This is a genomic window from Streptomyces cadmiisoli (assembly GCF_003261055.1).
Classification (GTDB): Bacteria; Actinomycetota; Actinomycetes; order Streptomycetales; family Streptomycetaceae; genus Streptomyces; species Streptomyces cadmiisoli.
Genome location: NZ_CP030073.1, coordinates 3,551,165 through 3,563,206 on the forward strand (window position 1 = coordinate 3,551,165; position 12,042 = coordinate 3,563,206).

Consider the following 12,042-nt stretch of genomic DNA (forward strand, 5'->3'; position numbering starts at 1 on the left):
CAAGACGGCTGTGCTTCATCCGCTCACACGTTGAAGCGGAACTCCACCACGTCGCCGTCCTGCATCACGTAGTCCTTGCCCTCCATGCGGGCCTTGCCCTTGGCGCGGGCCTCGGCCACCGAGCCGGTCTCGACCAGGTCGTGGAAGGAGATGACCTCGGCCTTGATGAAGCCCTTCTGGAAGTCGGTGTGGATGACACCGGCGGCCTCGGGGGCGGTGGCGCCCTTCTTGATCGTCCAGGCCCGGGACTCCTTGGGGCCGGCCGTCAGATAGGTCTGGAGACCGAGCGTGTCGAAGCCGACGCGGGCGAGCGTCGCGAGGCCGGGCTCGTGCTGGCCCACGGACTCCAGGAGCTCCAGGGCCTCCTCCTCGTCGAGCTCGGCGAGGTCCGCCTCCAGCTTGGCGTTGAGGAAGATCGCCTCGGCGGGCGCCACCAGCGCGCGCTGCTCGTTCTTGAAGTCCTCGTCCGTCAGCTCGTCCTCGTCGACGTTGAAGACGTACAGGAACGGCTTCGTCGTCAGCAGGTGCAGGTCGTGGAGCAGCTCCGCGCGCTCGCTGCCCTGGACGAAGCCGTGCGCGAAGAGCGTGTCGCCCTTCTCCAGGATCTCCTTGACCTCCTCGACCGCCTTGACCTTGGGAGCCACGTCCTTCTTGATGCGGGACTCCTTCTGGAGGCGCGGAAGGACTTTCTCGATGGTCTGGAGGTCGGCGAGGATCAGCTCGGTGTTGATCGTCTCGATGTCGTCCTTGGGCGAGACCTTGCCGTCGACGTGGACGACGTTCTCGTCCTTGAAGGCGCGGATGACCTGGCAGATCGCGTCGGACTCACGAATGTTGGCCAGGAACTTGTTGCCGAGGCCCTCACCCTCGCTCGCCCCGCGCACGATGCCCGCGATGTCCACGAAGTCGACCGTCGCCGGCAGGACCCGCTCGGACGAGAAGATCCCCGCCAGCTTGGCCAGGCGGGGGTCGGGTACGCCGACCACGCCCACGTTCGGCTCGATCGTGGCGAACGGGTAGTTGGCCGCCAGCACGTCGTTCTTGGTCAGGGCGTTGAACAGGGTCGACTTGCCGACATTCGGCAGACCGACGATTCCGATCGTGAGCGACACGTTGCGACTTCCCGTACGTGAGAGGGGCCTGGGGCGGTGGGCGGGGGCCAGGACACGTCCGGCCGATCCACCAGTCTACGGGGTGCCCGGCCCCGGCCCGGCGACGTATCGAACGCATGCCCAAGCTCCACTCACCGGCGTGTCTGATGGGCTATTCGGCACATAAGCAGACCTAAGTTGGACCAGTGGAGCCACACAGGACGCAGCACGAACCGCGACGCGCCACGTCGCCGCCCCTGCCCGAGCAGGCGGCGCACCGGGGCGCGGGCGGTGCGGGCGGCCGGTCGAGGGGTGGATCGGGTGGCGGTTCCGGGGCGGGGGGATCCAAGGGCGGATCGAAGGGCGCTCTGCAGGGCGGGGCCAGGGGTGCGCCGCAGGGCGGGGCCGCGGGCGGCCGTTCCGACCGTGCCGCCCGGGCAGACCAACCCCGTCGGCCCGACCGTCCTGACCGCCCCGACCGCCCTGACCGCCCCGGACGTGGCGAACGGCCGGACCGGCAGCGGTCCCACCCGGGCGGTACCGGTCCGGCGCGCGCAGCGGGAGGTGCGGGGATGGCGAAGCGGCCGACCGGGCCGCGGGAGACCGTGCACCGGCACCCGGAGGGCCGGCCGGTCCCGCATCTGCCCGCTCCCCGGCTGACCGGACTGGGCTGCGGGCTGTTCTGCTGCGCGCTGATGCTCGCGCTCGGGTTTCTGGACCAGTGGCTGTTCGGGGCGTCGCTGCCGGTCTACGGCGTGCTGTTCCTGCCGGTGTGCGTGCTGACGGCGCTGTGGGTGCGGCGGGGAGACCTGGTGATCGTGCCCATCGTGGTGCCGATCTCGTTCGCCGCCGGGCTGCTGCCGGTCGCCGAGCGCGGTGACGGCGTCAGCGGACGCTTCGTGGGGCTGTTCACCGCGCTGGCGACGCAGGCGGGCTGGTTGTACGGAGGGACGCTGGTCGCGGGGGTCCTGGTGACGGTGCGGTGGATCCGCATGCTGCGCCGCCGGACGGCCGGCGCCCGAATGTCCGGGTGAGGTGGCCCGCCACGGTGGGCCACCGATCCACCACTCCGGTGCCCGGGAGCCCGTACCCACCAGGCCCCCCGCACCTGACCGGCCCTACCCGTTCTTCGCCGCCCGCATCGCCGCCCCCACGATGCCCGCGTTGTTCTGCAGCTGCGCCGGGACGATCTCGGCCTTGATGCCCTCGATGTAGTGCAGGAACTTGTGCGCCTTGCGGCTGACGCCGCCGCCGATGATGAACAGCTCGGGCGAGAACAGCATCTCGACATGTGCGAGGTAGTTCTGGACGCGCTGGGCCCAGTCCTCCCACGACAGGTCGTGGTCCTCCTTGGCCTTGCTGGAGGCGCGCTTCTCCGCGTCGTGGCCGTGCAGCTCCAGGTGGCCCAGCTCGCTGTTGGGGACGAGGGCGCCGTCGATGAAGACGGCGCTGCCGATGCCGGTGCCGAAGGTCAGCAGGATGACGGTGCCCTGGCGGTCCTGTCCGGCGCCGAAGGACATCTCGGCGATGCCCGCCGCGTCCGCGTCGTTGACGACCGTCACCTCGGCGCCGCCGAGACGGCCCCGGAGCAGCGCGCGCGCGTCGGTGTCGATCCAGCTCTTGTCGACGTTCGCCGCCGTGCGGATCGTGGAACCGCCGGTGACGACACCCGGGAACGTGACACCCACCGGTCCCGTCCAGCCGAAGTGGTCGACAACCTCTTTGACCCCGTCGGCGACGGATTCGGGTGTCGCCGGATGCGGTGTCAGTACCTTGAAGCGTTCCTCCGCCAAGTCGCCCCTGTCCAGGTCCACAGGGGCGCCCTTGATCCCTGATCCGCCGATGTCCACGCCGAAGATCTGCATGGCTCCACGTTACGACGGACGACTGACGGTCACTTCTCGGCGGGGTCCTGACCGCCGCCCGTGCGCTCGGCGATCAGCGCCGCCGCCTCCTCGCGCAGATCGCGGCGGAGCTCCTTCGGCAGGGAGAACGTGATGGACTCCTCGGCCGCCTTGACGATCTCGACATCCTCGTAACCGCGGCCCGAGAGCCATTCGAGGACCTCTTCGACGAGGACCTCGGGGACGGAGGCGCCGGAGGTGACGCCGACCGTGGACACGCCCTCCAGCCAGGCCTCGTCGATCTCGGAGGCGAAGTCCACGAGGTAGGCGTCGCGGGCGCCGGCCAGCTTGGCGACCTCGACGAGGCGCTTGGAGTTGGACGAGTTGCGGGAGCCGACCACGATCACCAGGTCCGCCTCGGCGCCCATCTGCTTCACCGCGAGCTGGCGGTTCTGCGTGGCGTAGCAGATGTCGTCGCTCGGCGGGGAGATCAGCTGCGGGAACTTCTGCTGCAGGGCGTCGACGGTCTCCATGGTCTCGTCGACGGACAGCGTCGTCTGGGACAGCCACACGACCTTGGAGGGGTCGCGGACCTCGACCTTGTCGACGTCACCGGGGCCGTCGACGAGCTGGATGTGGTCGGGGGCCTCGCCGGAGGTGCCGATGACCTCCTCGTGGCCCTCGTGGCCGATCAGGAGGATGTCGTAGTCCTCGTTCGCGAACCGGACGGCTTCCTTGTGGACCTTGGTGACCAGCGGGCAGGTCGCGTCGATGGTGGCGAGGCTGCCCTGCCGGGCCTCCTCGTGGACGGTGGGGGCGACACCGTGCGCGGAGAACATGACGATGTTCCCGGGGGGTACCTCCTCCGTCCGCTCGACGAAGACGGCGCCCTTCTTCTGGAGGGTCTGCACGACGTACTTGTTGTGGACGATCTCGTGGCGGACATACACCGGGGCCCCGTACTGCTCGAGGGCTTTCTCGACGGCGATCACGGCGCGGTCCACACCCGCGCAGTAGCCACGGGGGGCGGCGAGCAGGACACGGCGGCCAGGCGAAGCAGTCATGGCACCCATCGTAAGGCCGCGTCGAGGGGCCGAAGATCGCGTGTCCGTGACGGTCCCGGGGAGACCGGCGGGGAGCTGTGACGGGAGGGGCGGAACTCGAACAGGCCGAGGGATCGGAGGTACTGATGTCCGACGCCGGCAGCGCGCCGCCCGTGGCGGACGAGGGCCGGCGGCTGCGGCGCAGTCTCGGCTCCCGGGACCTGGTCGTGTACGGGCTGCTGTCCATCGCGCCGACGGCCCCGGTGGGCGTGTTCGGCACGCTGGACGCCCGGTCGCACGGCGCGGTGGCGCTGGTCTGCGTTCTGGCGGTGCTGTGGACGCAGCGGCGCGCGAGGGCGGTGGCCGGCTGACCGGTGCCGTCCACCGGGCCGGGGCGTGGTCCGCGGCGACGGGATTGTCGGTGTCGGCCATTACGCTCGCCGCATGGCTGTGAACACGTCCGCGGACACCCCCATCCCCGTCGGTGAGGTGTCGCGGCTCATCGGGGGGTGGATCGACCGGCTCGGCGCGGTGTGGGTCGAGGGGCAGATCACGCAGTTGTCGCGGCGGCCGGGCGCGGGCGTGGTGTTCCTGACGCTGCGGGACCCGTCGTACGACATCTCCGTCAGCGTCACCTGCTACCGGCAGGTGTTCGACGCCGTGGCCGACGTCGTCAGCGAGGGCGCCCGAGTCGTCGTCCTGGCGAAACCCGAGTGGTACGCCCCGCGGGGGCAGCTGTCGCTGCGGGCCACCGAGATGAGGCCCGTCGGGGTCGGGGAGCTGCTGGCTCGTCTCGAGCGGCTGAAGAAGGCCCTGGCGGGCGAGGGCCTGTTCGCGCCGGAGCGCAAGCGGCCGCTTCCGTTTCTGCCCCAGCTCATCGGGCTGGTCTGCGGCCGGGCCTCCGCCGCGGAGCGCGACGTGCTGGAGAACGCCCGGCACCGCTGGCCGGCCGTCCGTTTCGAGGTGCGCAACGTGGCGGTGCAGGGTGTGCACGCGGTGCCGCAGGTCGTGCAGGCGGTGAAGGAGCTCGACGAGAGCGACGACGTCGACGTGATCATCGTGGCGCGGGGCGGCGGCAGCGTGGAGGACCTGCTGCCGTTCTCCGACGAGGAGCTGGTCCGGGCCGTCGCCGCCTGCCGCACGCCGGTGGTGTCGGCCATCGGCCACGAGCCCGACACCCCGCTCCTGGACTACGTCGCGGACCTGCGCGCCTCCACTCCCACCGACGCCGCGAAGAAGGTCGTGCCGGACGTGGGCGAGGAGTTCGAGCGGGTACGGCTGCTCCGCGACCGCGCGCGGCGCTGCGTCCACGCGCTGCTGGACCGGGAGGAGCGCGGGCTCGCGCACGCGCTCGCGCGGCCGGCGATCCAGGATCCGCACCGGATGATCGACGAGCGGGCCGACCAGGTGGACGCGCTGATCGACCGGGGGCGGCGGTGTCTGGGACACCACCTCGACCGGGCCGAGTCGGAGCTGACGCACACGCACGCGCGCGTGGTGGCGCTCTCCCCGGCCGCCACCCTGAAGCGGGGCTACGCGGTGCTCCAGAAGTCCGACGGGCACGTGGTGCGCGGCCCGGACGAGGTGACGGCGGACGAGCGGCTGCGGGCCCGGGTGGCCGAGGGCGAGTTCTCCGTACGAGTCGATGTCGAGTCAGGTCCCAGGGAGGGCGAATGAGCAGCAAGGTGGAGGAGACGCTCGGCTACGAGCAGGCGCGCGACGAGCTGATCGAGGTCGTACGCCGCCTGGAAGCGGGCGGTACGACGCTGGAGGAGTCGCTCGCGCTGTGGGAGCGGGGCGAGGAGCTGGCGAAGGTGTGCCGGCGGTGGCTGGAGGGGGCGCGGGCCCGGCTGGACGCGGCGCTGGCCGAGGAGGCGGAGGAGGACGAGATCGGCGGGGACGCCGTGTGAGGGGGACGCCAGGGATGGCGGGTGACGAGGGCGGTTGGTGACGGGGCCCGCCGGGGCGGCCGGGGACCCGGGGAAAGCCGGAGCGGCTCCGCGTGACGGATGCGGGTGTTCTGTGAGGTGGATCACCGCGGGCCACCTTTTGGTTGAACGTTGAACTTTATCGACGTACGGTCGTCGTGTCAGCCAGTCCGCACCCCCGGATTCCGACACAAAGACCCAGAAAGTTCCCGATGTCTCTCGTTCTTGACTCCGCCGCCCAGGACCTGCTGTTCCGCGAGGCCCGCACCGCCAACACGTTCACCGACGAGCCGGTGACCGACGAGCAGGTACAGGCGATCTACGACCTGGTGAAGTACGGCCCGACCGCCTACAACCAGTCGCCGCTGCGCATCGTCCTCGTCCGCTCCGCCGAGGCCCGCGAGCGCCTGGTGAACTGCATGTCCGAGGGCAACCGGGCCAAGACCGCCGCCGCCCCGCTGGTCGCGATCCTCGTCGCGGACAACGAGTTCCACGAGGAGCTTCCGCACCTGTTCCCGCACTTCCCGCAGGCGAAGGAGCTGATCTTCTCCGAGCGCCCGGTCCGCGAGGCGTCCGCCCAGGTCAACGCCTCGCTCCAGGCCGCGTACTTCATCATGGGCATCCGCGCCGCAGGTCTGGCCGCCGGCCCGATGAACGGCATGGACTACGCCGCCGTCCAGAAGGAGTTCCTGGACGACGACCACGTTCCGCTGATGGTGGTCAACATCGGCAGGCCCGGCCCGGACGCCTGGCACTCGCGCTCGCCGCGCCTCCGGTACGACGAGATCGTCACGACCGTCTGAGACACCTGAGAGCCTGCGACGCCTGCGACGCCTGCGACAGGGCGTGAGCACGGCGAAGGCCCCCGGCAACGGCGCCGGGGGCCTTTCGTGTGTCCTGTTCGACTCGAGGTGCGGGCGGTCAGCCCGTGCGCAGCGCCCGGGCCACCTGCGCCAGCTGCTCGAACGACCCCGTGCCGGCGACCACCGTGGTCGCCTCCGCGGGCTGCTCCCCCTCGGCCAGCACGAGCGCGTCGTACCGGCCGCCGGTGTAGCGCACCCACGTACGGCCGCCGATGTCCTCGGTGACGTCCGTCTCCCGCGCGCCCTGGCTGGCTTCCTCGATGACGGCGGACCGCTTGCCGGCGGACTGCTCCAGCGCCACGTACTCACCGTCGGGGGTGTGGAAGCCCAGGTGCCACTCGTCGCTCCGGGTGCCGTCGAAACGGACGGACGTCGCCTTCCAGCTCTGCGGCAGGCCCTCGGGGGCGGCCACCGCGTAGGCGGCGGCGCGGCGTGCCGTCAGCAACTCGACCCGGTAGTCGACCCGCTTGAGGTCGGGTGCGCTGCCGTCGCGCGGGAGGAAGATGTAGACGAATCCCGCCGCGAGCACACACACGCCCAGGGAGAGCACCATGCCCCGGGCCGTCTTCTGCTTGCCGTTCGTACCTGCCACGCTCCTATCGTCGCAGGTCCCTCGCCCGCTCATCCGTGGGGGGCCCTGCTCATTCTGTCGGGCTGAGGATAGAGTCGTGGGAACACCCTCATCCGGCCGTCGTCGTATCAGAAAGGTGCGTTCCGATGACCGAGCATCAACTGCCGTCCGAACTCGATGTCCCTTCCGAGGCCCCCGACCGCAACCTCGCCCTGGAACTCGTCCGTGTGACCGAGGCCGCGGCGATGGCCGCCGGCCGCTGGGTGGGCCGCGGTGACAAGAACGGCGCCGACGGTGCCGCGGTACGCGCCATGCGCAGCCTCGTCTCCACCGTCTCCATGAACGGCGTCGTCGTCATCGGCGAGGGCGAGAAGGACGAAGCCCCGATGCTCTTCAACGGGGAGCGCGTCGGCGACGGGACCGGGCCCGAGTGCGACATCGCGGTGGACCCGATCGACGGCACCACGCTGACCGCGAAGGGCATGCCGAACGCCATCGCGGTGCTCGCCGCCGCCGAACGCGGGTCGATGTTCGACCCGTCCGCCGTCTTCTACATGGACAAGCTGGTCACCGGCCCCGAGGCGGCCGACTTCGTCGACATCGACGCGCCCGTCTCGGTCAACATCCGCCGGGTGGCCAAGGCCAAGCGGGGCACGCCGGAGGACGTCACCGTCGTCATTCTCGACCGGCCCCGGCACGAGGGGATCATCAAGGAGATCCGGGACACCGGCGCGCGCATCAAGCTGATCACCGACGGTGATGTGGCGGGCTCGATCCTGGCGCTGCGCGAGGGCACCGGTATCGACCTGCTGCTCGGTGTCGGCGGTACGCCGGAGGGCATCATCTCGGCCTGCGCCGTGAAGTGCCTGGGCGGCACGATCCAGGGCAAGCTGTGGCCCAAGGACGACGAGGAGCGGCAGCGGGCGCTGGACGCCGGGCACGACCTCGATCGGGTGCTGACCACGGAGGACCTGGTCACCGGGGAGAACGTGTTCTTCGTCGCGACCGGGATCACCGATGGGGAGCTGCTGCGGGGTGTGCGGTACCGGGCCGAGACGGCCACGACCGACTCGATCGTGATGCGGTCGCGGTCCGGAACGGTGCGGAGGATCGACTCCGAGCACCGGTTGAGCAAGTTGCGGGCGTACAGCGCGATTGATTTCGATCGGGCGAAGTAGCCCCGCGGGGTGGGAAGGGGCGGGGGTGAGGTGGTGGGTCGGCCGCGGGTCGTGGGGGCTTGTCGCGCAGTTCCCCGCGCCCTTCTGAGGCCGGCCGGTTCCCGCGGCCCTGCCGACAGGTCCCCGGCGGCCCTGCTGAAGCACTCCCGCCACCCTGTCGACAGGTCCCCGCGCCCCTGCTGAGGGGTGACAGGTCCCCGCGCTCCCTGTGCGTGGGTGTGGTTCTGAGGGCGCCCCCGGTGCGGTGGGGGCGCCCTTTCATTGTGTGGGGGTCAGCCTGCTGCGGCTATGGTGCCCGTGGCGCGGGAGACCTTCTTCAGGTCCAGTTCACGGCGGCGGCGCCGGGCCAGGACCACCCGGCGTTCGGCGGCGGTCAGGCCGCCCCAGACGCCGTACGGCTCGGGCTGGATCAGGGCGTGTTCGCGGCACTCGACCATGACGGGGCACCGGGCGCAGACCCGCTTGGCCGCCTCCTCCCGGGACAGCCGCGCGGCGGTCGGCTCCTTGGACGGCGCGAAGAACAGGCCGGCCTCGTCGCGCCGGCACACGGCCTCCGTGTGCCAGGGTGCGTCTTGGTCCCTGTCTCGCACTGGCCCCCGCTGGGCCGGAACGGCAGCTACCTGCAGGGACGAATGCGGCGGTTGCAGCACGGTCTACTCCTGACGACGGCTTCGCGAGCGAGAGACGATGCGTCAAGGTCTACCCGCTGTACGCGTGCCTATGCAGGGAGTCCCCAACCGCTGGAGTTCGTGCGTTCCTGTGCGACGGCGGGGACTCGCGACGGGTGGCCGGATCCCCGCGAACCCCCCGCGGCTTCACAACCGTCAATGCGAAAGGTGCTTGCGCAAACTCTTGTCGACCTTGCGCTGCACACGGTCGAGGATGTCCGCGACGATCTTGCCCCGCTTGGGTCGCGCCTCGATGTTGCCCAGCACCGCCCAGCCGTCCACGAAGACGACCGGCGCCTGCGGGTCGGTCGCGTCCAGCGTGTCCACCTCGAAGTTGCCGAGAACGCCGCCGCCCGCGCCGCGCAGCGAGACGTTCTCCGGCACGCGGACCTCGATGTTGCCGAAGAGGGTGAACGCCTTGATGACGACCTGCTGGTACTCGAAGATCGCCTCGCTCAGGTCGATCTCGACGCTGCCGAAGACCGAGTAGGCGTGGATGCGGCGGCCGGCCCGCCAGCGCCCCTTGCGGACGGCGCTGCTGAACACCGCGACGACGTTGTCGTCCGGGTCGGCCGGTATCTCCCCTGGCGTCGGGCGGTTCGGCACGGACACGTACGCCGGGGCGGCCTGCACCTGGTGGGCGCCCGGCAGATCCCGGACCAGCGGCTCCAGTTCGCCCACCGTCTTCGCGCGGTAGACGTCCTCGACCCGCTCGGCGTGCTCCTCGGCGGTCAGGCGCCCCTCGGCGAGGGCGTCCCGCAGGATGTCCGCCACGCGGTCGCGGTCGGCGTCGGAGGCGCGCAGTTCGGAGGCGGCGGGAGGGGAGGCGGCAGCGGGAGCGGTCTGCTTCTGAAGGTCCACACCAGCAGCGTACCCAAACACGATAGATCGCGATAGCCCTCCGTTGCGGCCGGCGGTGCCGCCGGCCGCGGTCCGGGCCCGGTGAACGATCGGGTCGAACTGAGCCTTACCTCACAACCTCGGCGCGCGCGGCACGTCCTACGCTGTTGAAGCCCGCCAGTGTCGGCGGGCAGCCGTCCGTAGAGTGAGGAATGGGCGAGATGCCTGAGTTCGCGTACACCGATCTGCTCCCGATGGGAGAGGACACCACCCCCTACCGGCTGGTGACCTCCGAAGGTGTCTCCACCTTCGAGGCCGACGGGCGAACGTTCCTCAAGGTCGAGCCGGAGGCCCTGCGCAAGCTGGCCGAGGAGGCCATCCACGACATCCAGCACTACCTGCGCCCCGCGCACCTGGCGCAGCTGCGCCGGATCATCGACGACCCCGAGGCGTCGAGCAACGACAAGTTCGTGGCGCTGGACCTGCTGAAGAACGCGAACATCGCCGCCGCGGGCGTGCTGCCCATGTGCCAGGACACCGGTACGGCGATCGTCATGGGCAAGCGCGGCCAGAACGTCCTCACCGAGGGCGGTGACGAGGAGGCGCTGAGCCGCGGCGTCTACGACGCCTACACCCGGCTCAACCTGCGCTACTCGCAGATGGCGCCGCTGACCATGTGGGAGGAGAAGAACACCGGCTCCAACCTCCCGGCGCAGATCGAGCTGTACGCGACGGACGGCGGGGCGTACAAGTTCCTGATCATGGCCAAGGGCGGCGGCTCCGCCAACAAGTCGTTCCTCTACCAGGAGACGAAGGCGGTCCTCAACGAGGGCTCCATGATGAAGTTCCTGGAGGAGAAGATCCGTTCGCTGGGCACGGCCGCCTGTCCGCCGTACCACCTGGCCATCGTGGTCGGCGGCACGAGCGCGGAGTACGCGCTGAAGACCGCCAAGTACGCCTCGGCGCACTACCTGGACGAGATCCCCACCGAGGGTTCGCCGCTCGGGCACGGCTTCCGGGACAAGGAGCTGGAGGAGAAGGTCTTCGAGCTGACCCAGAAGATCGGCATCGGGGCGCAGTTCGGCGGCAAGTACTTCTGCCACGACGTGCGCGTGGTCCGCCTGCCCCGGCACGGCGCGTCCTGCCCGGTCGCGATCGCGGTGTCCTGCTCCGCCGACCGCCAGGCCGTCGCGAAGATCACCGCGGAGGGCGTCTTCCTGGAGCAGCTGGAGACCGACCCGGCGCGCTTCCTGCCGGAGACGACGGACGAGCACCTGGACGAGTCCTCCGACGTCGTCAGGATCGACCTGAACCAGCCAATGGACGACATCCTCGCGGAGCTGACCAAGTACCCGGTCAAGACCCGCCTCTCCCTCAACGGCCCGCTGGTCGTGGCCCGCGACATCGCGCACGCCAAGATCAAGGAGCGGCTGGACGCCGGCGAGGAGATGCCGCAGTACCTCAAGGACCACCCGGTGTACTACGCGGGCCCGGCGAAGACGCCCGAGGGCTACGCCTCCGGCTCCTTCGGCCCGACCACGGCCGGCCGTATGGACTCCTACGTCGAGCAGTTCCAGGCGGCCGGCGGCTCCAAGGTGATGCTGGCGAAGGGCAACCGCAGCAAGCAGGTCACCGACGCCTGCGGCACCCACGGCGGTTTCTACCTCGGCTCCATCGGCGGCCCCGCCGCCCGCCTCGCCCAGGACTGCATCAAGAAGGTCGAGGTCGTCGAGTACGAGGAGCTCGGCATGGAGGCGGTCTGGAAGATCGAGGTCGAGGACTTCCCGGCGTTCATCGTCGTGGACGACAAGGGCAACGACTTCTTCCAGAACCCGGCGCCGGAGCCGACCTTCACACACATCCCGGTGCGCGGTCCCGGCCTGGCCTGACACCCGGCGGCGCGGCCCCCGCGCCCGCTCGTACCGCCCCGGTCTCCCCACGGAGGCCGGGGCGGTCCCGTGTTCGCGCACCCCGATCCCGCGTTCCCGGACCCTGTTCCGACAGTGCGGTATGTGA

12 protein-coding genes and 1 pseudogene are annotated in these 12,042 nt (G+C 70.5%); 7 read left to right on the forward strand and 6 right to left on the reverse strand.

What is annotated here, in order from left to right; all coding sequences use genetic code 11:
* Positions 1-23: 23 nt before the first annotated feature.
* On the reverse strand, positions 24-1,112 hold the full coding sequence (ychF, locus tag DN051_RS14960) for a redox-regulated ATPase YchF (RefSeq protein WP_112438881.1): 1,089 nt from the start codon (positions 1,110-1,112) through the stop codon (positions 24-26).
* A gap of 551 nt (positions 1,113-1,663) precedes the next feature.
* Here ychF and DN051_RS45800 point away from each other — a divergent pair.
* On the forward strand, positions 1,664-2,125 hold the full coding sequence (locus tag DN051_RS45800; RefSeq protein ID WP_053758721.1) for a DUF6542 domain-containing protein: 462 nt from the start codon (positions 1,664-1,666) through the stop codon (positions 2,123-2,125).
* Between the two features lie 84 nt (positions 2,126-2,209).
* On the opposite strand, the gene ppgK is transcribed toward DN051_RS45800, so the two are convergent.
* Positions 2,210-2,956 (reverse strand): polyphosphate--glucose phosphotransferase, encoded by a 747-nt coding sequence (ppgK, locus tag DN051_RS14970; RefSeq protein ID WP_053758722.1) that lies wholly within the window; start codon positions 2,954-2,956, stop codon positions 2,210-2,212.
* A 29-nt stretch (positions 2,957-2,985) separates the two neighbouring features.
* Positions 2,986-4,008 carry a 4-hydroxy-3-methylbut-2-enyl diphosphate reductase gene (locus tag DN051_RS14975; protein ID WP_053758723.1) on the reverse strand — a complete coding sequence of 341 codons (1,023 nt, stop codon included), beginning with the start codon at positions 4,006-4,008 and terminating at the stop codon, positions 2,986-2,988.
* 116 nt (positions 4,009-4,124) lie between these two features.
* On the opposite strand from DN051_RS14975, the pseudogene DN051_RS14980 reads away from it, so the two are divergent.
* From DN051_RS14980 to DN051_RS14995, 4 genes and pseudogenes are all read left to right on the forward strand, one after another.
* Positions 4,125-4,313: pseudogene (locus DN051_RS14980) on the forward strand (amino acid permease); the annotation flags it as partial.
* 109 nt (positions 4,314-4,422) lie between these two features.
* On the forward strand, positions 4,423-5,655 hold the full coding sequence (xseA, locus tag DN051_RS14985) for an exodeoxyribonuclease VII large subunit (protein ID WP_053758725.1): 1,233 nt from the start codon (positions 4,423-4,425) through the stop codon (positions 5,653-5,655).
* Positions 5,652-5,888: an exodeoxyribonuclease VII small subunit gene (locus DN051_RS14990; RefSeq protein ID WP_053758726.1), complete on the forward strand. Its 237-nt coding sequence runs from the start codon at positions 5,652-5,654 to the stop codon at positions 5,886-5,888. Before xseA ends, DN051_RS14990 begins: the two co-directional genes overlap by 4 nt.
* Positions 5,889-6,118: 230 nt before the next feature.
* Entirely contained in the window at positions 6,119-6,709 is a 591-nt protein-coding gene (locus DN051_RS14995) for a malonic semialdehyde reductase (protein WP_053758727.1), read from the forward strand.
* A 118-nt stretch (positions 6,710-6,827) separates the two neighbouring features.
* On the opposite strand, the gene DN051_RS15000 is transcribed toward DN051_RS14995, so the two are convergent.
* Positions 6,828-7,361, reverse strand: a complete 534-nt coding sequence (locus DN051_RS15000) for a DUF4245 domain-containing protein (RefSeq protein ID WP_053758728.1) — start codon at positions 7,359-7,361, stop codon at positions 6,828-6,830.
* A gap of 125 nt (positions 7,362-7,486) precedes the next feature.
* On the opposite strand from DN051_RS15000, the gene glpX reads away from it, so the two are divergent.
* Positions 7,487-8,518, forward strand: a complete 1,032-nt coding sequence (gene glpX / locus DN051_RS15005) for a class II fructose-bisphosphatase (RefSeq protein ID WP_053758729.1) — start codon at positions 7,487-7,489, stop codon at positions 8,516-8,518.
* A gap of 272 nt (positions 8,519-8,790) precedes the next feature.
* Here the strand turns inward: glpX and DN051_RS15010 are convergent, their stop codons facing one another.
* Together DN051_RS15010 and DN051_RS15015 are read right to left on the reverse strand one after the other, a co-directional pair.
* A complete protein-coding gene (locus tag DN051_RS15010; RefSeq protein WP_079000807.1) occupies positions 8,791-9,168 on the reverse strand; it encodes a WhiB family transcriptional regulator in 378 nt (125 codons plus the stop codon).
* Between the two features lie 174 nt (positions 9,169-9,342).
* Complete coding sequence (locus DN051_RS15015; RefSeq protein ID WP_053758731.1) at positions 9,343-10,047, reverse strand: DUF1707 SHOCT-like domain-containing protein; 705 nt, start codon at positions 10,045-10,047, stop codon at positions 9,343-9,345.
* Between the two features lie 200 nt (positions 10,048-10,247).
* On the opposite strand from DN051_RS15015, the gene DN051_RS15020 reads away from it, so the two are divergent.
* The gene (locus DN051_RS15020) at positions 10,248-11,915 is read left to right on the forward strand and encodes a fumarate hydratase (RefSeq protein ID WP_162624928.1); all 1,668 of its coding nucleotides are present in this window, start codon (positions 10,248-10,250) and stop codon (positions 11,913-11,915) included.
* Positions 11,916-12,042 lie beyond the last annotated feature (127 nt).

Excerpts from the sequence above, each read along its gene's own strand:
- ppgK (WP_053758722.1), bottom strand. The coding sequence starts at position 2,956 with ATGCAGATCTTCGGCGTGGACATCGGCGGATCAGGGATCAAGGGCGCC.
- glpX (WP_053758729.1), top strand. The coding sequence starts at position 7,487 with ATGACCGAGCATCAACTGCCGTCCGAACTCGATGTCCCTTCCGAGGCC.
- xseA (WP_053758725.1), top strand. The coding sequence starts at position 4,423 with ATGGCTGTGAACACGTCCGCGGACACCCCCATCCCCGTCGGTGAGGTG.
- DN051_RS15020 (WP_162624928.1), top strand. The coding sequence starts at position 10,248 with ATGCCTGAGTTCGCGTACACCGATCTGCTCCCGATGGGAGAGGACACC.
- DN051_RS14990 (WP_053758726.1), top strand. The coding sequence starts at position 5,652 with ATGAGCAGCAAGGTGGAGGAGACGCTCGGCTACGAGCAGGCGCGCGAC.
- DN051_RS14995 (WP_053758727.1), top strand. The coding sequence starts at position 6,119 with ATGTCTCTCGTTCTTGACTCCGCCGCCCAGGACCTGCTGTTCCGCGAG.
- DN051_RS45800 (WP_053758721.1), top strand. The coding sequence starts at position 1,664 with ATGGCGAAGCGGCCGACCGGGCCGCGGGAGACCGTGCACCGGCACCCG.
- DN051_RS14975 (WP_053758723.1), bottom strand. The coding sequence starts at position 4,008 with ATGGGTGCCATGACTGCTTCGCCTGGCCGCCGTGTCCTGCTCGCCGCC.